The organism is Microbulbifer epialgicus (genome assembly GCF_041447265.1).
In the GTDB taxonomy this organism is placed as follows: domain Bacteria; phylum Pseudomonadota; class Gammaproteobacteria; order Pseudomonadales; family Cellvibrionaceae; genus Microbulbifer; species Microbulbifer epialgicus.
Window position 1 is genome coordinate 1 of sequence record NZ_JBGMEK010000062.1, and the last position, 25,383, is coordinate 25,383.

Below are 25,383 nucleotides of genomic sequence, written 5' to 3' on the forward strand. Positions count from 1 at the left end.
CTTGTGTTTGATGATGCGATCATTAGTATGGATCATGGGGTTTATCCTTGGTTTTGCTTTTAGGTTCAGGCACCTTCATCAAAACCGGTAAACCCCTCATTTCAAGAAGATGTGTCAGATTTGGTCTGAACTAATCCAGATAAGTCTTATTATTTTATCGGCGGTTTTACCGAACGACTTCGAAATTTACTCACCCCATAGGTGACGAGACTGCCGGTAGTTATACTACCTAGCGTCAACCAGGTTGCTACACTGAGGCACATTGGGCACATAATGGTTCTCCTCATTGTTATTAAAGAATCGATTTCTAGTTCAATATTCGTCGTGCATTCTCCACCAGTGATACGGGGGTGATTGCGGCACCCACTCCGGTGAATCTTCCCATATTTCCTGACGACCCATCGGCGTAAGATCAAGGTAAGTAAAGATACTGCCTAAATATTCCACTCCGCGTTTGGTGGTGTGGTAGGTTAGATAGATGGACTGCTCATCACGAATAAATACACTAACTCCGAACATTTCCCCATTTTCTGTAGTCGCGCCAAAATCCTGGTTGAAATCACTGCCGAAAGATGAATACCAAGGAACTTGCCAACCCATACGTTCACTCACAGCCGGTAAACGCTCGTAGGGTGACAGGGAGACCAGTACGAGAGACGTATCACGTGCGTGTAGGTGCGACAGATGTCCCATGTTATCTACTATCATGCTGCATCCATCACAGGGTGACTTAGTGTCGGGCCCGAACATAAAGTTGTAAACGATCAGTTGCTTTCGGCCTTGGAATAAATCGAGTAACTCAGCTTTTCCGTCAGCACCGGTGAACTGATAGCGCTTGTCGATTTTGGCCCACGGAAGTCGACGACGTGCCGCATTAAGGGCATCTTGACGTCGCATTTGTTCTTTTTCACTATTACGAAACACCAGTAGCGCTTCTTGCCACTCGGATTGACTCACAATGGTATTCATAAGGTTTCCAAAAGAGTTAGTTGAGGGATAGGGATGAGTTGATAGGGGCAGTATATGATTGTTCAGGTGTTTTGACGCTGTGACTAAATGCCAGATTAGAGGTGGTTTTGTGCCATTAAGAAATCTAAAATTAAGTTTTTATTGACATAAGGCCCATGATAAAAATCTATATATTGATCTACGAAGATGTGGTGCTTTCCGCTGCTGCAGCACCGGTTGATATACTGACTGGTACCAATGATATACTGGTAACGGCAGGTAAATCACCGGTGTTCAAAGTTGAATTAGTCAGTGAGAAGAGTAGAAATGTGTTACTTAATGCCCCTGCCCAATTCGACTGTCAGCGTACCTTTGCCGACCTTCCACCTAAATCCTCCGGACATGAGACGGCGTTGATCCTTGTCCCTGCAATGTCCGGTGAATGGGAAACTATTCTCGATAAAAATCGTGCTGCGGTCGATTGGATAAGACAACATTATTTGGTCGGTACCGAAATTGCGAGCATGTGCACTGGAAGTTATTTTTTGGCAGAAGCTGGAATTTTAACGGGTAAAACTTGCACGTCACATTGGCAAGCGGTGGATGATATGCGCCTGCGGTATCCAGATATTGATATTCAGGGTGATTTTGTGGTTACTGATCATGGTGGTACATACACTGGTGGTGGTGCGTTCTCTTCATTAAATTTACTGTTGTATTTGGTGGAAAAATTTTGTGGGCACGAGATAGGTATTGAAATAAGCAAGAAATTTTCCATTCACCGCGACCATATCAGTCAGGCACATTTCTCAGTATTTCGTGGTCTAAATCAGCATAAAGACAGTGTTGTCTTAAAAGCGCAATCCTACATAGAAAGCAATTATCATGACGACATTAGTGTTGAGCAAGTCGCCGCAAAGGTGAATATGAGCAAGCGAAATCTCATTCGTCGCTTTAAACAAGCGACACAGTGTACACCCTTGGAATATGTGCAAAAGGTTAAGATTGAGGCGGCGAAAAAACGCTTGGAACAAACACAGGACAGCATTCAATCACTGATGTATGATGTTGGATATAACGATATCAAAACCTTTCGCGATATCTTCAAGCGCGTTACTGGCGTGACGCCACAAATGTATCGAAATAAATACAGTCGAAGCTTAAAGTTGAGGTAATTACTCGACAACAAGATTAACCAGTGACTATTGTAGTGGTCTATTCTAATGTGGTTCATGTACCGCTTACTTAGCTACTCCAGCTACGGGTAGGAACTTACTACTGGGTCAACAAGACAAACAATCAAACAGTGAACAACCGGCTACTCTCACATTAAGTGAAGGGTTACGGACAAGGTAGCCAATACAGCAGACAAATTAAGGCTGTAAGCTAGAATTTGAAAAGTAACATTGTCGAACCAATGTAAATAACAAGGCAAACACAAAGTGGGTGAAAAAGCTTCGGTAAAACTTCAGTGGGCAGCCAACTACCCACTGAAGTTTAATTCATCTGAAGTTCAGCCCTACAGACTAAGTTTTGCCGTTAAGCCCCATCGTCATCAGAAGGAGCGGCCGACAATGCGCTTAGCCGCATCCATTGCGAAATCCTTGTAATCGGCCTCTACCTGCGCCATTTCCAACTCAAACTGGAATTGCTTTTTCCGCGGTAACTGCTTCCAATCCTTTAAAATGGGGATATGACTGGTTTTCTCCGCGATAGTGTAAAAAGCCACAAACTCCTCTTTTACCTCCTCGCCTACCTGTAAAGCATCCAACAAAACACGAATACGAATAGAAGCTTCAGTGAGGCCAACCCCATCATCCAATAAGGTGCGGGCAATAATCTGAATGCTGTCATTCACTCTCTTACGCTGATCCTCTGCAGCCTTCTCCAGCTCAGCCAACTGTTCAGCTTGTTTTTTTTGAGCGACGGCAAGCTTGCGCAAGTAGTAACCGGCAACAATAGCGAGGACAAAAATGATCGCCGCTGCAAGAATAAGCAGCCATAGTGGAAATACCATCATTTTATAAACACCTTAAACAATGCCAATCCGATATTGGCAAAAATAGAAAAGCAATGTGCCAAGCACATCAGTTGGCCGTTGCTGATTGTTAGCGCCTAGGGCATGAGCCATAAACGCAGCAACCACCAAGAACAAAACCCATTAGGGACTGTTTATTCGCAGATTAGCCCCAGCGTCACAGGAATTTTTCTATGTCTCACCAGACTATGAATTTCCATTGATAATCATCCTGCGCGCAGGCTGAGTTCTTCAAAGGAACTTAATCGTCCGTCATTGACATCTCCGTTTGTGACAACGCCTTCACTTCTGAAGCATTGGCTCGCTCCTTGAGTTCAGCAGAAATCTGCTTACGGGTTTTAGCACCCAGCTTACGCAAGCTGTCGATACGCTTCACCGCATTACCACGCCCTGTCGCCAGTCGCTTGTAGGTCTGCTGGTAGGCGTCATCCGCTTGGCGCAGGCGGTCACCAAGAACATCTAGTGACTCCAGCACCATAGCAAACTGATCGTGCAGCTTGCCGGCTTCGTCAGCGATTTTTTCCGCGTTCTTGTTTTGTTTCTCGTAGCGCCAGATATTCTCGACGGTGCGCAGGGTCGCCATCAGGCTGGTGGGGCTCACCAGGACAATTTGCTTCTCATACGCGAAACGGAACAGGTCCGGGTCCGCTTGCATAGCCAACATATACGCAGCCTCAATGGGCACGAAAATAAAGACGAAATCCAGGGTGCGCACACCCTCCAGCTGCTCGTAGGCTTTCTTGTTAAGGCCGGTGATATGGGCGCGCAGGGAATTCACATGCTGTTTCAGGGCTTGGGTGCGCTCCTCATCGGTTTCCGCCGAGCTATAGCGCTCGTAGTCCACCAGGGAGACCTTGGAATCGATAATCAGGTCTTTGTTTTCCGGCAGGCGCACAATCACATCTGGCTGGCGCCTGCGACCATCACTCGTCAGAGTTACTTGCGTTTCATATTCGCGACCCTTCTGCAAGCCAGACTCTTCCAGCAAACGCTCCAGCACCACTTCACCCCAGTTACCCTGGATCTTGCGGTCCCCTTTCAGGGCCGAAGTCAGGTTAAGGGCCTCATCACTGATGCGCTGGGTTTGCTCGCGCAACGCTTTGATCTGCCCGAGCAGGCTGTTGCGCTCGGCATTTTCGCGATCGTAGACATGCTCTACTCGCTTGCGGAAATCCCCTAACTGGCGCTCAAGCGGATCGAGACTTTTACGCAAACTGTCTTCACTGCGGCGCACGAAACTCTGCTGCTTCTCTTCAAAAATCCGGTTGGCCAGATTCTCGAACTGCTCACCCATGGCAATACGCATTTGCTCCATCAGCTTGCGCTGCTCCGCCAGGGCCGCCTCCCCTTTTTCTACGAGCACCTGGCTTCGCGTGAGCTGTTGCAGCTTGTCCGCTAACTCGGTACGCAGGGATTCCACTTCAACCCCAAGTTGGGATTCCCGCTCGCGGCTGCTATCGATCCGCGCCTGAGCCACCTGTAAAGCGGCTTGGCTCTGCAATAAAGCGCGGCGGCTACTGGCTCGCGCCAACCAAAACACCAAGCCCAACAGAAACAAGATGGCAACAGCCGCCATCACCGCATGATCGGCATTCAATTGCAGCGGGAACGCTGGCATAGAGTGGTACTCCCAGACCCGGAAAGAGAAGGATAAATCAGGATTTTGCCAGGGGCCTATCCCCACTGGCTTGCCTAGCTAGAGGCGAAACCATCATTCTACCAGTTTGACTATGGAAAGTGCGTCCGCCAGAGGAAGCTATTGCTCCCTGATACCTGCAACGGGAATTTTCGTGGAGTTTTGAGGTATTCTTGGAGGATTGGTTTCGATGTTGGTACTCCAGAACGCATGCACAAACACAGCGCCCACCCAGATAGCCCAGCCCCCAGCGCCCTGATCTTTGATTCCGGCGTGGGCGCCATCAGCATTGCGCGGGAGATCCGCCGCCTGATGCCGGGCCTGACCTTGCACCTGGGTGTGGACAACGGCTTTTACCCCTACGGCAACAAAAGCGAAGAGGAACTGCGCCCCCGCATCGTCCAGCAGGCCCAGGCCATGATGGAGCACTGCGGTGCCGATATTTTAGTGGTGGGCTGCAATACCGCCAGCACCCTGGCCCTACCCCAGTTGCGCGAATCTCTGAAGAAACCCGTAGTGGGTGTTGTGCCCGCTGTGAAACCCGCCGCTGCCGCCAGCCGTTCCCGCACTATTGCCCTGATTGCCACCGAAGGCACCGTCAATCGCCGCTACACCCGCGAGCTGATCGAGCAATTTGCCAACGGCAACCGGGTAATTAATGTGCCCGCACCGGAATTGGTGCATCTGGCGGAAAGCAAACTGCGCGGCGAAGCCATCACCGCAAAGGATTTGGAGTCGGTATTACACCGGGTATTCCACACCGCCGGAGGCGATCAGGTGGATATAGCCGTATTGGCCTGCACCCACTTTCCCCTGCTGCGGGATGAACTGGACCAGTTCGCCCCCCGCTCAATCCAATGGCTGGATTCCGGCGAAGCCATCGCCCGGCGCGTGCGCTGGTGGCTGGAAGAACTTGAGCTGATGCTGCCGGATACCCCAAACACTGGCCGCCTGATCACCAGCACAGTTGACCTAACCGGCAATATCGAACGGGCCTTCAGCGAGTTCGCCCCAGTAGCCGAACCCCTCGCATCCAGACCATAGATAATGAGAAGCGTGCAACAAGGTTGACAGCTCCGTCACAAACCGCGACCGTTCCCCGAATAACAAGCCCTAACCGGTACCCGAATTCATGCTGAAGCCGGCATTTCCCGCTCTCGAAATATTTGCGCAGCTGCCCCCCGGAGGACTGCTGCTCACCCCCAACAACCGTTTGCGCAACCGCTGCCAACAAGTGTTTGCCGCGCAGCAGTCGCCCGGTGCCTGCTGGATGCCACCGCCGGTGGAGTCCCTGCGCAGTTGGCTGGACAAACTCTGGTTCCAGCTGCAACAGCGCAACTGGCAACCCGCCTTACAGCAGGTATTGAATCGCGAGCAGCGGCAGTTACTCTGGCAGCGCGCCCTGAACGAATCCCTGGATCGGCAACTGCTCAACAGCCAGCAGTTGTGCCGGGATGCCGATAGCGCCCTGGCGCAGTTGCTCCAATGGCAGCTGATCTCCGACCTCTCGCAAATAGATGAAGCGCTAACTCCCCTACTGGAACAGTTCGCACTCTCTATGCGCAGCGACGAACTGCCGCTGTGCGCCATGATCAAGGCCTTTGCCTCTGAGCTTCAGGCCCACAGCGCCATCACACCAGACCAGCGCGATCAATTGACCCTGCGCGCATTCCAAGAAGGCATTCTGGAACCCCTGCCGCAAATTGATACTGCCGGCTTTGCCCAGATTTCGCCCCTCGCCAATGCCCTGATTCACGCAGGTGCAACAGCCGTTAATGAAAGGCCGGGACTTACCCAGCAGAGTGAATTATCCGTAGCCGCCTGCGCCGATTTGGATGAAGAACTCTACCAAGCAGCTCTTTGGGCCGGACAAAAGCTCGCCGAAAACCCCGGCCACAGCGTCGGCATAGTCGTGAACAATCTGGGCCAGTGCCGCGCTCAGGTGGAAGCGGTATTTTCCCGCGTGCTCGAGCCCCAATACCTGGACCCGCAGCAACCGCGCTACACACTGCCGTTTAACTTCTCCGCCGGTACGCCTCTGGCGCAGACACCGGTCGGCAGCGCCGCCCTGCAATTGCTATCGCTACTGCAAGACGAATGGGATTACCCCCAATTGCAAAATATCCTGTTCAGCCCCTTCTGGGGTGACGACAGTGAAACCTGGCTGCGCAGCGCCCTGTTCCGCCGTTTACAAAAACTGGAACTTCGCCGCATCGACGGCGCCACCCTGCGCTACTGGGCCGAGCGCACCGCAGAAGTCCTCCACTTAGAATCGCCGCAACTGCCCCGCCAGCTGGAACAAATGGCCGAACGCGCCCGGCGATGGCAGCGAGCCCCCGCAGAAATTTGGGCCGCGCGTTTTTCCGAAACACTTACCGCTTTAAATTGGCCCGGCAACCGCAACCCGGACAGCCAGGAATACCAGCAGCTGATGCAGTGGGAATCCATCCTGGAAGAGTTCGCCGCACTCAGCGCCTGTGGTGGCAACCTTACTCTCACCCAGGCCCTGCAATTGCTGCGTCAGATTGCCAGCCGCACCCCCTTCCAAGCGGAAACCCGCGATGGCCCCTTACAAATTCTCGGGGTACTGGAAGCCGGCGGCCTCGCCTTCGATCACCTGCGCTTGGTCGGCTTCGGCCAACAACAGTGGCCGCCGGCACCGGCGCCCAATCCGCTGCTGCCGATTCAATGGCAAAAACACTGGAAAATGCCCCGCGCCAGCGCCGAGCGGGAATTGGAACTGGCCCGAGAACTCACCGCCGACCTGCAGAATGCCAGCGGCGATATCGTCGTGAGTTACACCTGTGAAGAAGACGGTGTGCAGCAGGGGCTGAGCAGCTTGTTTGAAAGCCCGCAACATGCCCAGCACTTTGCCGAAGGCGCCCTGCACCATCATTACAGCCAACTGGCGCAAGCCTGCCAACTGGAAAAAATCGAAGACAAAAAGCTACCGCCACTTACCCCCGCCGAATGCGAACGGGTGCGCGGCGGTGCCTCGGTACTCAAGGCCCAGGCCCTGTCCCCGTTAAATGCGCAGTTGCGCTTCCGCCTCGGCGCCAGCAGTTTTACCCAACCGGATATCGGCCTCGGCCCCGCCGAGCGCGGTAATGTGGTGCACCAGGTACTGGCGGAATTCTGGCAACAGTGCGGCACCCTCGCACAACTGCAAGCTATGGACGATGAGCAACGCCAAGCGCAAATCGAACGAGCAGTGGAGCGCTCCCTCGGCAGTGTGCGCAAAAAATACAATCACCTGCCGATCGGATTTTGGGCCATGGAAAAGCAGCGCCTGGAGCGCCTGCTGCAACAATGGCTGTCCGTGGAACTGGACAGGCCCAATTTCTCCGTAGAAAAAGTCGAATGGGAACAGGCCGTGGAAATCGGCGGGCTGCACTTTAACCTGCGCCTGGACCGACTGGACCAACTCGCCAGCGGCGAACAACTGGTAATCGATTACAAAACCGGCATTCCCAGTATTCGCGACTGGCTTACCCAGCGCATCCGCGAACCCCAGCTGCCGCTCTACGCCCTGTTCCAACCGGACGCCCACGCCATCGCCTTCGGCCAGGTGCGCAACGGCGACTGCAAATGGAATGGCTGCGGAGACCTGGAGCACTCCATTACCGGTATTAAAGCCGTGGGCGATACGGAAAAAGAATCCCCCTACGGCACCTGGAGCAATCTGGTGGAGCACTGGCGCTACAGCATGGAATCCCTCGCCACCGAATATCGCAGTGGTGTAGCCACCCTCGCCTTTGATCGGCCCACCGATAACAACAGTGAACTCTGGCCCCTGAACCGCTGGCCGGAAAGGGAGCAAATAACCGAATGAACGAAGTCGTGACCACTCCCGCCCTGCGCCGCCCCATCGATGCCGACGCCCGAAGCCAAGCCCTGGATATCAGTCGCAGCTTTGCCGTGTCTGCCCCGGCGGGCTCCGGTAAAACCGGCCTGCTCACCCAGCGCGTATTAAAGTTGCTCGCCGCCTGCCAGCAGCCGGAAGAAGTGCTGGCCATTACCTTCACCCGCAAAGCCGCCGGTGAAATGCGCGAGCGCCTGATCGGCGCCCTGCACAGTGCCCGCGACCAAGCCCGGCCAGATAACCCCCACGATGCCATCACCTGGGATTTGGCCCGCGCCCTGCTGGAGCGGGATCGCGAACTGGAATGGGAACTGCTGCAAACACCCCAGCGCCTGCGTATTCAAACCATCGACGGCCTCTGCCGCAACCTCGCCAGCCAACTGCCGATCGAGAGCGGCCTGGGCGCACCGGGCGAACCCCTGGAGCGCACTCAAATCGCCTTCGAACTGGCCGTGGTGAACCTGCTCAAACACCTCAATGGCGAAACCCCAGACGCAGACCTACAGCAACTACTGCTCCACCTGGACAACGACCTGGGCCAGCTCAATAAACTGCTGCGTATTTTGCTGGATAAGCGCGAGCAATGGCTCGGCCCACTTTTGAGCGTTAACTTCGACGGCGCCCAGGACTATTTCCATTTTGTCATCGACGAACTGGTAGCAGAAAAGCTGCAAGACCTCACCACAGCCCTCGGCAGTTATGCCGGGGAACTGCTGGAGCTGGCCAGTTATGCCGGCGGCAATCTACAAAAGGAAAACCCCAGCCACGGCCTGTGCCTCTTCGCCGAACTGGACGATTTCCCCAGCACAGACAGCAGCGGCCTGCCCGCCTGGCTCGCCCTCGGCAGCCTGCTCCTCACCACCACTGGTGATCTGCGCAAAGGCGGCGGCATCAATAAAAAACTCGGTTTTGGCCTGCCGGATAAAAAAGATCCCGAGCGCCCCATCGCCGAAGAATACAAACAGCGTATGAAAGACCTGCTGGCAGAACTGGCAGGCAACGAACCGCTGCTCTCCGCCCTGCGGGAAGTGGGCAAGCTCCCCAGCGGACTGCAACAGAGCCAATGGCAACTGCTGCAAGGGCTCGCCCAGGTACTGCCCAAATTGGTCGCAGAATTAAAGCTGGTTTTCCAACAGCTTGGCGCCACCGACTATACCGAAGTGGCCCAGGCCGCACTGATCGCCCTGGGCGATAGCGACAACCCCACAGACCTGGCCCTAAAACTGGACCTGCAAACCCAGCATATTCTGGTGGACGAGTTCCAGGACACCTCCCACACCCAGCTACAACTGCTGGAAAAACTCACTGCCGGCTGGCAGCAGGGAGACGGTCGCACCTTATTTATTGTCGGCGACGGCATGCAATCCTGTTACGGCTTCCGCAATGCCAACGTGGGTATTTTCCTGGATGCGCGCAAACGCGGTATCGGTGAAGTCCCCCTGGAAGCCCTCGATCTCCAGGTAAATTTCCGCTCCGAAAGTGCGGTGGTGAACTGGGTCAACGAGACTTTCCAAAGGGCCTTTCCGCAAGCGGACAATATCGGTCGCGGCGCCGTGCGCTATCTGCACTCCGAAGCTTTTAAAGGCAGCAAATGGCCCGAGCCCTCGGTCAATTTTTACGGCTGCATCGATGACGAAGACCGCAACCGCGAAGCCACTCAAGCGGTTGAACTGGTGCAGCAATTACAAGCGCAAGATCCGGAGAGCCGCATCGCCATTCTGGTACGCAAGAAAAAACACCTGCAAAAAATTCTGCCGGCCCTAAGCGCCGCCAATATCGCCTTCCAGGCCCCAGAGCTGGCGCCACTCGCCAGTAAAATGGTGGTGTTGGATTTACTCAGCCTCACCCGCGCCCTGCTCGATCCCAGCGACCGAATCAGCTGGCTGGCCGTACTCCGCGCCCCCTGGTGTGGACTCCAACTGCCAGACCTTTACACCCTGGCCAACTGGGGCAATGGGGATATCACCGTAACCGATACCAGCGCACGCCCATTATTAATGGCCTTGCAGGAAGTAGACGATATCGCCCTGCTCAGCGACGAAGGGCGCACGCGCCTGGCCCAAGTGGCCCCCAAACTGCTGCACGCCTGGCAACAGCGCGGCCGCAAACCCCTGCGCACCTGGATTGAAGGCCTCTGGCTGGAACTGGGCGGCCCCGCCACCGTAGCGCAAAAATCTGACCTGAATAATGTGCAGGATTTTCTGCAATTATTAGAAGCCTTCGATACCGGCGGAGCCATTACTGACTGGCAACAGTTCACCCTGGCCCTGGAACAGCTCTACGCCCGCCCCGCCCAGGATGCCAAAGTGCAGGTGATGACCATTCACAAATCCAAAGGGCTGGAGTTCGAACACGTACTGATCCCAGGCCTGGACCAAGGCGGCAAACCCGGCAGCGACCAACTGCTGCGCTGGAGCGAATGGCTCAGCCGCGAAGGCGAAAGCCGCTTCCTGCTCGCCCCCAAAAATGCGCGTGGCGGCCGCGACCCGGTTTTTGAATACCTGAAGCACGACAACAGCGAACGCGAACGTCTAGAAGGCACCCGCCTGCTGTATGTAGGCTGCACCCGCGCCATCCGCTCGCTGCATCTTTTGGCCTGCATCAACCGGGATGAAAAAAAGGGCCACCTTAAAGCGCCCGGCAGCGCCGCCCTACTCGCCGGCATTTGGCCCAGTGTTTTGCACCACCAGGAAAGCAATTGGTGCCACCGGCTGGAAACGGAAGAATCCTTGCTAAACCAGGACGAAGCCAGCAGAGATCACGACTACCTGCTGCGCCTGCCCAACCAATGGCAACCCCAAGCCATGCCCCGGCAGGAATGGCTGGCCCAATACCGCATGCCAGATTACCAACCGAAAACAGAGGAAGAAGACAATATTCCCGAACTGGGCCAGGTAGCCCTGCGCTGGCTCAAACACGCCGGCACCGTAGCCCACGAAACCCTCGCCACTATTGCCGAGACCAATATTAACGACTGGACACCCAGCAAACTGGAAGCCCAACGCCCCCTATGGCAACTGCGCCTGAAACAATTAGGGCTATCCGCCACTAGCCTGGACCGCGCTGCTGAGAAAGTGGAGATCGCCGTACGCAACAGCCTCAACTGCCCCACCGGCCGCTGGCTCTTAGATGGTTCACTAAGGGAATCCGCCTGCGAACTGGAACTCCACAGCGGCGGCCGGCAGTTACGGCGCTCCATTGTGGACCGCACTTTTATCGACAATGAAGGAACTCGCTGGATTGTCGATTACAAAACCGCAGAGCCCAGTGGCGAGGAAAACCAGGAAGAGTTTATTGCGGCTCAGCTGGAGCAGTATCGGAATCAGTTGGAAAATTACCGTAAGCTCTTTTATGCGCGGGGAGAGCGGAATATTCGGTGTGCGCTGTATTTTCCGTTGATGCAGAGGTTGGTGGAGTTGGGTTAAGGCAGATTAAACCCAGCGCCAGAGCATTTCCCGGTCTACGTAAGACAGTAGACCGGGAAATGCTCTGAAATGTAGTAATTCAGACTTGATCTGACTGTTGCCGTTTTTTCAGAAGGTGCTCTGTCAGGTCAAGTTTAGTTTGCAAGCCTTTCCTTCCAGATTATTTTTATCCTCTTCAAGGGTTGCTATCAGTGTTCGGTCACAACACTTTTTACCCTGATGAGGGCGATCATTATTGTAATGTACGAGCCGTTCGCTCAGATCCATTTACAGCTCTTTGATCAATCCGTATCTTTCATTTTGCAACGGGGGCTGATAAGTCTCCTGATTTTTTCTTGTAGTCTATATTTCTTATCAGCTGTTCAACACTTTTCATGTCCAATTTTTCACAATTGACTTCGTAATAAACGATAAGCAATAGATCAGGATCAGATTTCAAGTTCCAACTATATTTGCAATCTACAGATGTGCTAATAGGTATCAGATATCCTTCAAAGCTACCGATAATCTCGCTCTTCATTGGCCTTTTATGCGCTTGATGAACCTCTAAAGTTCTAGCCAATCCTAATGATATATTATCGTCAACATCTCTAGACTTGCGTAGAATAATGTGCAGCTTACCATTGGACTGATTGTTTTTTAGTACTAATGGCCCATGCGCTTTCTCGATGATTGACCACCTGTCATCTAAAGGTATTGAAAATTCCTGCCATGATATATCTTCTGCACTTGATAATCCGCTATACAATATAAGTGCAGCTATAATTAAACCAAACTTAGTTGTCCCTATTCTCCTTTTATGATTCATGGACATACACCTCCAGTTGGGGCCCCGGAACCGTCACAGCATTTTGCTTTCAACAGATTTACAGTCGACCCATAACTCTCCATCCTTTTTATAGGTGTTGATATCTTCATTTCGAACCCAGCCATTAGATAGAAGAAATCATTTCAAAATTGGATACAGGATTGGATCACTATTGTTAGGATTCCTTCCTCTAAATAGATTCACATTCAGGTCAAAGCTAGAGTCAAAAAGCTTCCCCTTATCAACAAAAATTTGATCTTCCTTCACATCTTCTTTCATTGATTAAAACTCCCCTTGTCCCCTTAAGCTTTCGCTTTATTTAGCCCTCTCCGCTTTGCGTAACTAGTAATGTGTAATACATGGAGGGCAGAGCGCAAAGACGACCCTGCGCATTCAGCAAACTGAAGTACAAATCTTCCAGAGTTTTGCCTGAAGAAGAACGTCATAAGATACTAGCTACACAATAGAAATTTGATAGCTCCTATACGAACACATAGAAAAATATCGGCGTCAAAATTATCTTATTGAAATTTATTAGGTTTTTCTAAGGATCAATTCTGCGTAGAATTGAGTGATAAATATCAGAACTTGGGGCTGCGGGTAGGCAAATTCTGTAAAACCCACCCTAAAAATAGACCCAGGAATTTTCTAAAAAGAGCCAACTCTTAAACAGGAGAACGGCAGCGTGAAGTAAGACTAGAGAAAAGGCGCTGACCCAAGGTGCTGCAACACCAGGGGCCAGCTAACCAAATTGATAAAGAACCTATCAAGATGGCTATATGCATACTACGCTAGAAACCCGCTCGTCTTCAATAAAGTGGAGCACAACCAGCAGCTTGGAGCAATTCCCCAAGCTATGGGAGCCTAGCGCGCGCCTTTTCCTATTCTGCGCCCACCGTCCCCGCGCCCCACCCCTCTCTTCCACCAAGTATCACTTACCAAGCTTCCCCACCAAGGAATACCCACCCACAGCTTGAGTATCGCTAGGAAACAAACATGCTGATCCTAAAGCGCCGAACAGGCGAAAATCTAAGAATTGGAACCAATGTCTCAGTCACAGTGCTGGAAGTGAAAGGCAATCAAGTAAAGATAGGCATTCGTGCACCCAAATCCCTCTCAGTCCATCGAGAAGAGATATATGTGCGTATCAAAAATGAACAAAAATAGGCAACGGAAGGCACTGAGGCCTCACCCTCCAAGGAAGGAGACCAAGGACTCTTTAATTCGAGCCTCAGAGCTTCATACCAATTATTAAACATGAGTCAGGGGTCGAGGTACACGCTTTACTTGTACGTATTTCACTCAAAAAAATTGCTTTTCATTGCATCACCCCTGACCTCTAACCATCATCGCCACTTTCTAGGCGAAGGTTTTTTCCGTAGAGTTCGGGCTTGAATCATAGTGCTATCGATGCTGGATTGTTCCTCGCTAACTAGGTTTTTCTTGCGAGCCGTTCCTACGACCCCTATGTAAAGCACAGGAATAACCTAATGATCCAGTAGCCGATCTAGATTTTCCCAGAATATAAAGTAAGCCAATACGGAATCGCGAACAAGAAGCTCAACAAACCAGAGCAATAGCAACTAGTGATTAGTGATTCATTCGCCCTATCAACCGCCTCTCAGTGCGAAAAGTGTACAGAGCCTGAAAACCAGGCCCTCAATAAGTATTCAGATGGGATAAATTCACGTCTGTACAAACAGTTGATTGAATCCAACTGCCAATCTATATTTAGTTGAAAAATTAAAGTGAGTTTGGGTCTCGCGAAAGAATATTCTTTAGAAAAGAAAAATTCTGAGTGATTATTTTTAAATACCGACTCCAGAGTAAAATCTATTCTGCATATTATGCGGAAGGAATCTAGAGTCTATCTTTATGAATGAGACAGTCTACCAACGTCCATATCCGCGGGGACATATTACAAAAGCCTCTTAGAATACACGGCTCATGTTCGACAGCCCCATGGTTCAAGCCTGCGAGCCCACCATTTACTTAAAATATCAATAAGTATGAAAGTATCGATCCTATCTAGCCCTCATATATCATAAAGCACTCTAAAACCTATAAAACCACCAGCCTGGATAACTTAAAAGTCATCCCAATGAGTTAGAATTTCCAAAGTTATAAAATTAAAATCAAGACCAATTACAATCAGTAATTGGCCTGATAGTTAGTTTAGGCACTTTCACCTAAGGCACTCAAGACTTCACGAAAGCTGTTCAGCCCAGCTTCCATGTTATCGATAATCTCTTCCGCCAATACATCAGGCTCGGGAAGGTTATCCAGGTCAGCAAGTGATTTATCTTTTAACCAAAAGATATCAAGACTGGTTTTGTCGCGCGCCAAAATTTCTTTGTGGGTATATTTACGCCAGCGACCTTCAGGGTTGCGCTTTTTCGTCCATGTAGCCTTTCGCTCAAAGCGATTATCGGGATTGTAGCAGTCGATAAAGTCCCGTAAATGCTCCAGGCGCATCGGCTTATTCTTTAGCGTGTGATGTACATTAGTTCGATAATCATAGAACCAGATTTCTTTAGTCCACGGGTCTTTCTGAGCAGGTTTATTATCAAAGAACAACACATTCGCCTTTACGCCGTTGGCGTAGAAGATGCCCGTGGGTAAACGCAAAATAGTGTGAAGGTCGGTATTTTCCATCAGCCGCTTGCGAACCGTTTCACCCGCACCGCCTTCAAACAACACATTATCTGGCACCACCACTGCCGCGCGGCCATTGGATTTGAGCATAGTGCGAATATGCTGCACAAAGTTAAGCTGCTTGTTTGAGCTAGTATCCCAGAAGTCCTGTCGATTGTAGGTCAGCTCGTCCTTCTCCTGCTCACCCTCTTCATTGGTAAACGTCATACTGCTCTTTTTACCGAACGGAGGATTGGCAAGTACCATATCAACGGTTTGAGTCGGTGGCGCAACGAGCGCATCGTTACCATTCACCGCACTGTCGCCATCGATTTCACCGATATTATGCAGGAACATATTCATCAAACACAAACGGCGGGTGTTGGCGACAATCTCGTTACCGTGAAAAGTATCGTGTTTTAAAAACGCTTTTTGCTTTTTATTGAGCTTGTGGTGCTCGACCAGATAATCGTAAGCTGACAGGAAAAAACCACCGGTGCCACAAGCTGGGTCAGCAATAGTTTGATTCGGCTCTGGCTGCATACATTCCACCATTGCCTGGATCAATGAACGTGGGGTGAAATATTGACCCGCCCCGGACTTGGTGTCTTCGGCATTTTTCTCTAGCAGGCCTTCATAGATAGTGCCCTTAGTATCGGCCCCCATCATTACCCAGTCGGTGTCATTGACCATCTCGACTAATCGAGAGAGTTTGGCAGGGTCCTGAATTTTATTCTGTGCCTTTGTAAAGATCTGGCCCAACATGCCTTTCTTGCCACCGAGCTCACGAAGCAAAGTAACGTAATGTACCTCCAGCTCAGCCCCTTTTTTAGTACGCAGACTTTTCCAGTTGTATTTGCTGGGTACACCTACATCACGATTGTAGGGTGCCTTACTGTATTCATCCGCCATCTTTAGGAAGATTAAATAGGTAAGCTGCTCAAGATAATCCCCATAACCCACACCGTCATCGCGTAGAGTGGTACAGAAACTCCAAACTTTGGAGACGATTGATTCGGCATTCATTAGGTTTTTTCCTTGGACTTTGCGTGGGGCTTTTTAGGCTTGGCTTTCTTAGCTGTAGCTTTAGCAGCCTTCGCAGCGGCTTCTATTTCAGCCTTTTCTTCGGCAATTCGATTTAATAACTCTGAGGCAGGCTCATCGCTGGGGTCTTGCGGGACTAACTGACCAGAAAAAGCCTTCTTGAGGATAGACTGCCGAAGAGCTTCACTTCGCTTTATGTTTTGGTCAACTTCGTCCATAAAAGCACTATTTATTGACAGATTTCTTTCTAAGTGAGCGACAATCTCTTTCTGCTCGCCAATCGTGCAAATTGGAAAAATAAGTGACTGTAGCTCACCTGAATTAATATTATTCACTCCACTTGTAGATTTAGCTTTTCCTTCTATCTGCTTTCTAATACCATGATATTCGAGACCGAAAAGCAAGTAATCAGGTTCAATCAACTTAGTATTGGGCCTTAACCTTATTAAATACCCTGCATATATATATTTCTCATCATCACAAGAAATCTTCGCCCCCTTTCCAACGAGCGAGACGCTACCATTAGATCGAACTATCAGGACGTCTCCAGACAGTAATTGATAATCTTGAAGCTCACCTTCATCAAAGTCTGCAAATTTAAGGTCAGAAGCATCCACGACCCCGGATGCAATATTAGGTATTCTCAAAACACCAATTTGTCCCGAATCATAACCACACTTTTTTGAAGTACCATATTTTGGGTCATCAATAAGACGACCCAAAGGACTATAACTCCAGTGCATAATAATTTCGGGCAATCCCTCGTGATAATCCGCATCAATAGGAATATCTTTTAGAACCTTTGGCTTGGCAGGCTTTTTTCCCCTTTTATCATCTGCCTTCCATTTACTAACAGTCTTTTCCCATGCCATCAACTGTTGCTGATAGCGCGCTTCGCGCTCTTGCTGAATACGCACCAACAACTCTTCGGCAGACTCCAACTTATCAGCATTGTCTTTACGCCATTGCTCGGTGAGCCTTCCTTCAAAGGCATGTTTTAATAGTGACTGCCGGTAGACCTTGAGTTGTTCACGGGCGGTTTTTAGGCTTTCTATACCGCTATCCAGCTCAGAGAAAAGTTCTTCAACTTTAAGTAATATTCGGCCCTGCTCAGCTTGAGGTGGTAAAGGAATAGAAATCCCTATGTAGTCATTAAATTTCAAATTCCGGAGATTATTACTACCTGCCTGATAATTAACCACCTCCCCACTATTGTAGAAGAAAGTTAAATACAAATTAAGATATTCCGAGCTAACCCATTTGGTCGTTCTTATTAACCTAAGAAAATTAGTGGGTATCTTAGGAAGCTCTGAGCTATGTGACAAACAAGCATTATCTATCAACACTGTTCTACCAACCGGCTGCTCCGGCCCACCGCCGGAGATTTCAACCAAAATATCACCTTGCACCAGCATCCTATTTAATAAGCTGCTGTCTTTAACAACCCGCAAAGAGGCTGTCCGGCCTTTCTCGTCACCCCAATTCCTAAACTCTGCTCCTCTAATACAGAAAACTTCAGAGAAACCATCTTCAATTTTATCTGGTGCTTTCCCCCAATCACCTCCGATTGCGTAATTTACGAGGGTACTGAGAGGTGTTTTTTCCCAGCCACATGGAAGTTCACTATTCAATATCAAGCCACTAACTCTTCATTTAATTCATTAATCAGCTGATTCATATCAGCTCCAAATAGTTGATACATTCTCCCAAGACCACCCTGCGCATCAAAAGGTGCCATCTCCAAATCATCTCGTTCAAAATGAAAGGAGCTGATAATATGATCGCGTATCATCTGCAACCATTGCATTTGTTCTTCATTAAACTTATCACCACCACCCGCATGGGTTTTCATTATCCAGCTTTGGAAGTTTTTACGCACCGAGGCATCATAGGTAGAAAGCTGCCCATCAATACCACATACGCGCCGGATTAATGCCATCAGAGCCGTTAGCTCATTAATAGGCTGCTGCCCTCGGTAGTTTTCCAACTGCTCATACGCCTGCCATATTCTCAGCGGCGCGAGCTGGGGTTTATCGGCTTTCAGTTTTTTCATTACCTCACTGATCATCTCGAAGGTCAACTCGCGGCGGCGGTGCGGCTGATCAAAGAATATTTCTAGCGCATCAATTTCATTTTTATTATTTTGCAGATATTGTGAAAATTCTTTCGCCACATCCTGCGCTTTATCGATCGACTCTTTATCCCACTCTGCCCTTATGATCTCATCGAGGTTTTCATGATCAATCTTCTGATCTTTTTCCCGGCGGATATTGTCAATTAACTCCACCAAGTCACCATTAAATACATTAGCAGCCTGGCTCACCAGCTCGGCCTGTGCCTCATTGCGCTTGTCATCACCAGGATTAGTGCCTGGCGGCTGACCGGCCAGTTCACAGGCCCTATCCTCTACCTTATCTGCATCGATGGCTGAGAACAGGTCGCTGACTATTTGTGTTAACCTCTTACCGCCAGATTCCTTTTCAATACGGATTTTATCCTCTTCATCCAGCTGCTTATCCAACCTTGCTAGCCTACCTGCCAGCGAGCTCACCGTATCGGTATCACTCGCCCCCATCATCACACCCATGGCTAAATCTTTGAGCGGTACGGAAGGTTTGGTAATTAGTGGCGAGCTGGCAGTTTTAAGAGACTTGGTGACACCGATAGCATCAACAATGACATAATGAGTCTTTGCACTTTTTGCTGATGGAGTTACCTTTTTAAGGTCATCATGATCTTGCGTTCGAGTACCACGACCTTTCATTTGCTCAAAGTAATTGCGGCTTTTAACATCCCGCATAAACACCAAACATTCCAGAGACTTCACATCGGTGCCGGTGGCGATCATATCGACTGTTACAGCGATACGCGGGTTATAGTCATTTCTAAACTGCGAGAGTACTGATTTTGGATCTTCTCCAGCCTCGATGACATTACCTTCCTTATCTTTTCGATCTTTAGCCACTTTATAAGTGACCTTTTTGCAAAAGGCGTTACCTTCAGCAAACTCTTCACGGACCGTCTGAATAATGTCATCCGCGTGACTATCGGACTTAGCAAAGATGAGAGTCTTAGGAACCTCTTTTCGGCCTGGAAAAATCTCAGGCAAACTCATTTTAAAGGACTTAATGACAGTTCGAATTTGATCAGGATTTACGATATCTCGATCTAGCTGCTTGCCTGAGTAGGCCTCATCCTCATCCTGCTGCTCCCAACGGCGCTTGCGAGTTACCTTTTCACGACGCTCAATTTGCTGCTTTGCCTTTAAAACCTCACCATCCTTGGTGATTTTAGTTTCGATGGTGAAGACTTCATTACCAACATTAACACCATCTGAAACAGCCTTTTCATGGTCATAGTTACTGACTACGTTCTTTTTGAAAAAACCATAAGTGCGATTATCTGGCGTAGCAGTCAAACCGATTAAATAAGCATCAAAATAATCCAGCACTTGCTGCCACAGGTTGTAAATAGAGCGATGGCACTCATCTATAAAAATGAAGTCGAAAAACTCTAGCGGTACTTTGGGGTTATAAGCAACGGGAACGGGCTCTTTGGGTTTGATCAACTGTTCAGCGGGGTTAGTTTCCTCAATCCCCTCATCCAACTCTTCATCTTTAAGAATGGAGTACATTCGCTGAATGGTACTAATGCAAACCGCCGCATCTTTCGGCACATAGCGCGACTTTAGCCGCTGCACCGTATAGAGCTCAGTAAATTTCCGAGTATCATCACTGGGTGTATAATTGAGCATTTCCTGCTCAGCCTGCTCGCCGAGATTTTTAGTATCTACTAAAAACAGAATGCGCTTACCCTTGGCATATTCAAGAATCCGGTACATAGCCGTAATGGCGGTATAGGTTTTACCCGCGCCGGTTGCCATCTGAATCAATGCACGAGGGCGATCTTCTTTGAGTGACTGCTCCAGGTTAGTGATTGCGATTTCCTGACAGTCTCGCAGGTCTAATTCGTGAGCAGGCAACTTTTGAGGATTGAGTGGTGGAATGTCCTGTAGGCGCTGACGTAAAGAATTGCCCCGTTCCAGCCATTCCCGCATGGTTTCTGGACGATGAAAACTAAACACCTCTCTCGAACGGGGCTTAGGGTCGCGCCCATCAGTAAATCGAGTAATAATACCCGTGCTCTCATAGAGAAACAGCAAAGGCTCTTTATTCTTCACCCATTTCAGGGTGGCATTCGCATAACCTTCGGTTTGAGATTCCACTTCGGTTATTTTTTGCCCAGCCTCTTCTCTCTTTGCCTCAATAACACCTACCGCTCTCTTATCAACAAATAGCACATAGTCTGCGGGCCCAGCATCTGTTTGATACTCCCTTACTGCCTGCCCCTCACCTTGCTCAAAATTGATTTTCTTAATGCTCTGCACAACCCAGCCCGCAGCCTCGAGCATTTGATCGATTTTGTCGCGAGCAATTTGCTCTGGATTTTGGTTAACCATGGCTATCCCTACTTCCTATTGGCTATCATAAAAGGTGCACACATCGTCATTTATTTGTTAGCTTTTCTCGCTCAAACAGCCATCAATAAATGTATTCGATCGCCCCTTATTCCATTCATAATCCCTATCGACTTGCTCGCACATTTTCCCAACAAGCAAATCCACTGCAAACTATCATGCCCACTATTAAAGAGCTCTGCGATAACATCATAAATCTGGCATTAAGCAATCGACTCTGCATCCAGACATAACTCATAAGCGCTCACTTGCACCACATTTCATCAAACCCTAACCTCCGGAAAGATGGCTATTGACAAAATATGTTTTTGACGATAGGCGACAGCGGCTACCATGGGCATCCATCAAATAAAAGTATAAACCGCCAAGACTATTGACTGAAGAGGAGGGGTAAACAAAACACCTTAAAACCCGCTAGCTTAGCTCATATAGACACCATAAAGTGAGGTATATGGAATCAGATCAGATTAGCCATCCAAGCACTTGGAGCTTAGTTTCCATTTCACCTTCCAGTGCGTCTACTACCCAACCCAATCAACCAACAAGTATCACTAACAAAGTTGCCCCATCAGGAATAGCCACCCACGCCCCAAAATCTCTCTCCACCCAATATGAAAAGGTCTAAGTACGCATGAAAAGAGAACAAAAAGTAAGCAATGGAGAGGATTAAGAGCAGATTCTCGATGTAAGGAAACCCAACAGAGCTCCCTTTTACATATTCTAATCTTTAAAATAGACAGAGGGATACGCTAAGCTTCGACCTTTCGCTAAGCCCGTAATCAGACTCGATCAACTTTGTACACTTTTTACGCAACAATGGCAGCGCAGCATTGCATAAAAAGTGTGCAAAGTTAGGCGTCGACTACATTGCCTGATTAGGATTTCTTTCCAAGACCTGGTGACCCACCTTGAACAAGGTGTATGGTTTTAGTACGTATTTTAGAAATTCTGTGTATACGTTCTTTCTCCCGTTCAATTCTCCTATTAACAGATTTCATTGCTTTTTTCATCTCCGCATTTTTTGCTTTTCTTTCTTCCTGTATTATTTTTTTAATCTTTTTCTTTTCTAAACGCTCTTTTTTCTGAATCGGCTTCAATTCTACTTTGGCATTTTCTAATTCAAGTTCAGCTTTCTTCAGCATTGCCAGCAGAATTTCTTCTTCATAACTATTCAAACTCAATATGCGTGTTGACTCCCTCAGCCCATGAGTCGCGACGGATAACGAGGCTATTTTTTTCTTAAATTATCGCCTTCTCCACTCATGAATGAACCCTAACAGTAAATTATATAACAATATCTATATCACGGTTCTTTACAATATTAAAGCTCATCAGCCCCATGATAAAAAAACATACAGATAATCAAGAAGGTACCACTAACTGGCAGCGGTATTAAAAAAATATAGATCAAAGTCTATAAAACACTGCACTTCCCAGGAGCAGTTCTGGACACACACGAGACAGAATAGCTAGCAGAGTAACAGCAGCCAGAAGGGAGAGTTGGTATTGAAGTATTTAAATTCAACACGTCACAGTAATGCTCCAGTTTAGGAAGACTAGCCCTACACTTCCCTATTCTGCTCCACCACGACTGCTCCCCATCCACAAATCATCACTGACCAAACTCCACTCCAAGAATTACCCACCCACGGCATATGAGTCCGCAAGAGAATACAATTTGAAACAAATATCTTAGTCATTAACTGGAAGTGAAGAGGAATTAAATAAGGACAGTTATCCTCACCCACGAAGAGATTCACGAGGGTATTGGAAACGTACTAACAATAGTCAATAAAGACTCTGAGGGAAGGCTCTTCAAAGAAGAGGACCACCGGTACTCTCTCTGTAGCAGCTGAACTTTATTAGACGTCATATCGCACAATTCTTGATTATCACACTATCGAGTCAATCATCCAGCGACTGGTATCAAGTCCAGTATATTGGCAATCTAAGTTTCAGTTGTTTCAAGTTCTTTTAGTTGTACACCATTTGAATTTCTCCAACAAGTTAGACCATTAGAGTTACCCCCCCTAACAATACTACCCGCTGTACTCGGTGAGCCAAATTCTATGTCTTTGGTGAATATCAGGTGGTCACCCCGCTCTTGCAAAAGACCCTTATCGAGAAGCTGCTCTCGTTTATCTCTCATTCGCGTTGCGGAAGGCCGATGCTCCAATACTGCCTGAGAACCTTCAAAAACTATAAATCCATTTGCTGTTCTTTTCCCTGTAGCCATTACCCCCCTAATCCTGCAATAAAGGAGTTCTTTAGTTTCACTTGTTTGATCTATTTTTTCGTTAAAATCAGAAATCCCAAGAACAGGTAATAACTGAAGACACTTTTGTAAAAATACATCCATTTCTGCTGCATCTGACTCGGGGAGTTTTGCACCGCTACTAGCCGAATTCACAACAATAGCAGAGCTATTGTCATTTGCTTTTCCAATGAGCACCCCCTCCAAGTAACGAATATGAGCTTTTGTAAGGTTTTCATCTTTTGAAACAAAAACAGTTACCGAATTCCAGAAGTCTCTTGAAGAATGCCCTTTTAGCCGACTTGCAACATTCTCGGCCTCTCCAATATAGATGGCTCTGTCTCCACTCTTAGGATCAACGCCTGTGAGGAAATAAACCCCCGGGCTTGCCAGCTCGTCGCGCTTTAGCAGCTCAGATATTTCGGTTCGTGGCGCAGCTATAGCCTTCCCAGACCAGTTGGAAAGCTCCGCAGTTCGCAGACCGTTAGGATTTCCATGAACAAGAAATAGCTTTATTGTTGTCGCTTGCAATGAAGCCCCCTTTGAAATTTAACATCGTGATATGTAACCCTGGACGCCTATCAAATAAAAGTATAAACCTCTTAGACTTACGGCTGAAGAGGAAATTAATTGAAACGTTAAGAGCCAAATAGTCGAATTTGTATGAATATGACTAAAGTAAAAATATAACTCAAAGGTTGAAGCAACTCCCCAATCTCTTGGAGCTTAATATCAATCCACCTTCACCTATTCTGCCGTACCGCCCTCGCGACCTAACCCACTCTTCCTCAACAGGAAACAACCATGTGGCCCCTAAAGCGCTGAACCGACGAAAACCAATAGCTGGGATGAATGCATCAGCCACAGCTCTGGAATATGAAATTCAACCAACTAAAAATAGCTTCCACGCTGCAGGTCCCTCCCTGCCCATCGAAGGGAGATCTATGTACGCATCAAAAGAGAACAAAAAGTAGGCACCGGAAGGCAGTGGGAGCAGATTCACAATGGAGCTAGTTACACCCAAACCTCCTCCCCTATTTCATCATCATAGTAGCACCTTTGAGCGCACACTATTTCTATGATGGGCAATGTCGCAGCCATACAGTTACTTCCAAATGTATTAGAAAGCAGCTGTACACACTCTATAAGTGAAAAATCGGCACTAACTGGGGAGATCAGCTGATCGTCCAACACATAGCTAGCGTTGCTGCAATCTGTTTACACTAATTTTTATCAGTTACCTCTTCCCATTCATCCTCATAACCGGCTGAACGAAAATAGGCCATCAGCGTAATGATGATTTTCTCAAGGATATATTCACTACTCTCTCCTTGCTTTTCATCTTGCTTGTTAGACTCACTGACAGTTCTCCAGAAAAACTCAGCGAAGTGAATAGCCTCTTCTTTACTAGCCAAAGATCCTGAATTGATAATCTCAAGGCTTTTTTTATCATTGAGTAGCTCTGCATAATGCAAAAGAAACTCTCTCTCCTCGGGCAATTTATAATTAATCATCCTATCACCTTCGTACCATCTCTTATTACACTCATACGATCAGCAACCATCTGGAGCTTTTGGACTAGTTGAGAAACCGTCATTTTCCTCGTTATGGTTAGGAAGTAGTGTCTATTATCTTTCTGATCTTGCACAAATTTCAGATCAGGCGGCAAATCTGACTTCTCCAAAACCCAAAATACGTCGATATTTTTCCCAGGATTTTTGGATGCTTTCAGTTTATATATTGATTTGAGGTGCTGCCAGTTTGCTGAAAAGCTGAGCCCCATCTGATTATGAGGAATCACCCATGCCTTACATGGACTAAAGCAATAATCACAAACTTGTATACCTTGTATTAGCTCTCTTCCTTTTGGAACATCTTGCTGCCGATAAAATACAGGGCTCGCACCTTCAGGTATAGGGCGCCCAAAAACTGTTCCTTCATTCTCCGCGAGCTTCTTAATGTAGTCTCTCAAATCCGTGAGTATCTTAAATTGTTCCATTATCTACTTGAACACTCCTTTGAATTTAACATCACTAGTAGGTGTAACCTTGTACGCCCACTAAGTTAAAAGTATAAACCGCCAAGACTGCAGGATGAAAGGGGGCAAACAAAACACCATGGAGCAGCTAGTTATAGGGGCCTAGTGGTCCATGCGGAAAGTAATGTAACTAATGGAGAATTGTCCGTATAATGTATCTTCTATGCGTACACCTAAACCTTTTCAAGTTTCTGATAATGAAGCGTCCATTCTGAACGA

17 protein-coding genes are annotated in these 25,383 nt (G+C 48.5%); 5 read left to right on the top strand and 12 right to left on the bottom strand.

The window, feature by feature from the left end; translation table 11 throughout:
* Window positions 1-312: 312 nt before the first annotated feature.
* Window positions 313-969 (bottom strand): DUF899 domain-containing protein, encoded by a 657-nt coding sequence (locus ACCI49_RS18670; protein WP_371840672.1) that lies wholly within the window; start codon window positions 967-969, stop codon window positions 313-315.
* A gap of 155 nt (window positions 970-1,124) precedes the next feature.
* Here ACCI49_RS18670 and ACCI49_RS18675 point away from each other — a divergent pair, with 155 nt between their 5' ends.
* On the top strand, window positions 1,125-2,123 hold the full coding sequence (locus ACCI49_RS18675) for a GlxA family transcriptional regulator (RefSeq protein ID WP_371840673.1): 999 nt from the start codon (window positions 1,125-1,127) through the stop codon (window positions 2,121-2,123).
* A 380-nt stretch (window positions 2,124-2,503) separates the two neighbouring features.
* Here the strand turns inward: ACCI49_RS18675 and ACCI49_RS18680 are convergent, their stop codons facing one another.
* Complete coding sequence (locus tag ACCI49_RS18680) at window positions 2,504-2,968, bottom strand: DUF2489 domain-containing protein (protein ID WP_371840674.1); 465 nt, start codon at window positions 2,966-2,968, stop codon at window positions 2,504-2,506.
* Between the two features lie 259 nt (window positions 2,969-3,227).
* Window positions 3,228-4,604 (bottom strand): DNA recombination protein RmuC, encoded by a 1,377-nt coding sequence (locus tag ACCI49_RS18685; protein WP_371840676.1) that lies wholly within the window; start codon window positions 4,602-4,604, stop codon window positions 3,228-3,230.
* 228 nt (window positions 4,605-4,832) lie between these two features.
* Here ACCI49_RS18685 and murI point away from each other — a divergent pair, with 228 nt between their 5' ends.
* The 3 genes from murI to ACCI49_RS18700 all read left to right on the top strand — a co-directional run bounded on the left by murI (window position 4,833) and on the right by ACCI49_RS18700 (window position 11,909).
* Complete coding sequence (gene murI, locus ACCI49_RS18690; RefSeq protein WP_371840677.1) at window positions 4,833-5,666, top strand: glutamate racemase; 834 nt, start codon at window positions 4,833-4,835, stop codon at window positions 5,664-5,666.
* Window positions 5,667-5,754: 88 nt separating this feature from the next.
* Window positions 5,755-8,454, top strand: a complete 2,700-nt coding sequence (locus tag ACCI49_RS18695) for a PD-(D/E)XK nuclease family protein (protein ID WP_371840679.1) — start codon at window positions 5,755-5,757, stop codon at window positions 8,452-8,454.
* A complete protein-coding gene (locus tag ACCI49_RS18700) occupies window positions 8,451-11,909 on the top strand; it encodes a UvrD-helicase domain-containing protein (protein ID WP_371840680.1) in 3,459 nt (1,152 codons plus the stop codon). Before ACCI49_RS18695 ends, ACCI49_RS18700 begins: the two co-directional genes overlap by 4 nt.
* A 295-nt stretch (window positions 11,910-12,204) precedes the next feature.
* Here ACCI49_RS18700 and ACCI49_RS18705 read toward each other — a convergent pair whose 3' ends face one another.
* Both ACCI49_RS18705 and ACCI49_RS18710 read right to left on the bottom strand, forming a co-directional pair.
* Window positions 12,205-12,717 carry a hypothetical protein gene (locus ACCI49_RS18705; RefSeq protein ID WP_371840681.1) on the bottom strand — a complete coding sequence of 171 codons (513 nt, stop codon included), beginning with the start codon at window positions 12,715-12,717 and terminating at the stop codon, window positions 12,205-12,207.
* A 138-nt stretch (window positions 12,718-12,855) separates the two neighbouring features.
* Entirely contained in the window at window positions 12,856-12,996 is a 141-nt protein-coding gene (locus ACCI49_RS18710; RefSeq protein ID WP_371840682.1) for a hypothetical protein, read from the bottom strand.
* 717 nt (window positions 12,997-13,713) lie between these two features.
* Between ACCI49_RS18710 and csrA the strand changes: the two genes are divergently transcribed.
* On the top strand, window positions 13,714-13,884 hold the full coding sequence (gene csrA / locus ACCI49_RS18715; protein WP_371840684.1) for a carbon storage regulator CsrA: 171 nt from the start codon (window positions 13,714-13,716) through the stop codon (window positions 13,882-13,884).
* A gap of 1,008 nt (window positions 13,885-14,892) precedes the next feature.
* Here the strand turns inward: csrA and ACCI49_RS18720 are convergent.
* The 7 genes from ACCI49_RS18720 to ACCI49_RS18750 form a co-directional block, all read right to left on the bottom strand.
* Window positions 14,893-16,377, bottom strand: coding sequence for a class I SAM-dependent DNA methyltransferase (locus ACCI49_RS18720; RefSeq protein ID WP_371840685.1), 1,485 nt, complete (start codon window positions 16,375-16,377; stop codon window positions 14,893-14,895).
* The gene (locus ACCI49_RS18725) at window positions 16,377-18,026 is read right to left on the bottom strand and encodes a restriction endonuclease subunit S (protein ID WP_371840686.1); all 1,650 of its coding nucleotides are present in this window, start codon (window positions 18,024-18,026) and stop codon (window positions 16,377-16,379) included. Before ACCI49_RS18725 ends, ACCI49_RS18720 begins: the two co-directional genes overlap by 1 nt.
* 2 nt (window positions 18,027-18,028) lie before the next feature.
* Complete coding sequence (locus tag ACCI49_RS18730; protein ID WP_371840687.1) at window positions 18,029-20,854, bottom strand: type I restriction endonuclease subunit R; 2,826 nt, start codon at window positions 20,852-20,854, stop codon at window positions 18,029-18,031.
* Window positions 20,855-21,747: 893 nt separating this feature from the next.
* Window positions 21,748-22,047, bottom strand: a complete 300-nt coding sequence (locus ACCI49_RS18735; RefSeq protein WP_371840688.1) for a hypothetical protein — start codon at window positions 22,045-22,047, stop codon at window positions 21,748-21,750.
* 773 nt (window positions 22,048-22,820) lie between these two features.
* Window positions 22,821-23,657, bottom strand: a complete 837-nt coding sequence (locus ACCI49_RS18740) for a GIY-YIG nuclease family protein (protein WP_371840689.1) — start codon at window positions 23,655-23,657, stop codon at window positions 22,821-22,823.
* Window positions 23,658-24,349: 692 nt separating this feature from the next.
* Window positions 24,350-24,640 (bottom strand): hypothetical protein, encoded by a 291-nt coding sequence (locus tag ACCI49_RS18745; protein ID WP_371840690.1) that lies wholly within the window; start codon window positions 24,638-24,640, stop codon window positions 24,350-24,352.
* On the bottom strand, window positions 24,637-25,125 hold the full coding sequence (locus ACCI49_RS18750) for a hypothetical protein (protein ID WP_026305052.1): 489 nt from the start codon (window positions 25,123-25,125) through the stop codon (window positions 24,637-24,639). Before ACCI49_RS18750 ends, ACCI49_RS18745 begins: the two co-directional genes overlap by 4 nt.
* Window positions 25,126-25,383 lie beyond the last annotated feature (258 nt).

Bases quoted from the DNA above. Each gene is read 5' to 3' on its own strand.
- ACCI49_RS18705 (WP_371840681.1), bottom strand. From the start codon at position 12,717: ATGAATCATAAAAGGAGAATAGGGACAACTAAGTTTGGTTTAATTATA.
- ACCI49_RS18710 (WP_371840682.1), bottom strand. From the start codon at position 12,996: ATGAAAGAAGATGTGAAGGAAGATCAAATTTTTGTTGATAAGGGGAAG.
- csrA (WP_371840684.1), top strand. From the start codon at position 13,714: ATGCTGATCCTAAAGCGCCGAACAGGCGAAAATCTAAGAATTGGAACC.
- ACCI49_RS18695 (WP_371840679.1), top strand. From the start codon at position 5,755: ATGCTGAAGCCGGCATTTCCCGCTCTCGAAATATTTGCGCAGCTGCCC.
- ACCI49_RS18680 (WP_371840674.1), bottom strand. From the start codon at position 2,968: ATGATGGTATTTCCACTATGGCTGCTTATTCTTGCAGCGGCGATCATT.
- ACCI49_RS18670 (WP_371840672.1), bottom strand. From the start codon at position 969: ATGAATACCATTGTGAGTCAATCCGAGTGGCAAGAAGCGCTACTGGTG.
- ACCI49_RS18745 (WP_371840690.1), bottom strand. From the start codon at position 24,640: ATGATTAATTATAAATTGCCCGAGGAGAGAGAGTTTCTTTTGCATTAT.
- ACCI49_RS18700 (WP_371840680.1), top strand. From the start codon at position 8,451: ATGAACGAAGTCGTGACCACTCCCGCCCTGCGCCGCCCCATCGATGCC.
- ACCI49_RS18730 (WP_371840687.1), bottom strand. From the start codon at position 20,854: ATGGTTAACCAAAATCCAGAGCAAATTGCTCGCGACAAAATCGATCAA.
- ACCI49_RS18675 (WP_371840673.1), top strand. From the start codon at position 1,125: ATGATAAAAATCTATATATTGATCTACGAAGATGTGGTGCTTTCCGCT.
- murI (WP_371840677.1), top strand. From the start codon at position 4,833: ATGCACAAACACAGCGCCCACCCAGATAGCCCAGCCCCCAGCGCCCTG.
- ACCI49_RS18685 (WP_371840676.1), bottom strand. From the start codon at position 4,604: ATGCCAGCGTTCCCGCTGCAATTGAATGCCGATCATGCGGTGATGGCG.
- ACCI49_RS18720 (WP_371840685.1), bottom strand. From the start codon at position 16,377: ATGAATGCCGAATCAATCGTCTCCAAAGTTTGGAGTTTCTGTACCACT.
- ACCI49_RS18750 (WP_026305052.1), bottom strand. From the start codon at position 25,125: ATGGAACAATTTAAGATACTCACGGATTTGAGAGACTACATTAAGAAG.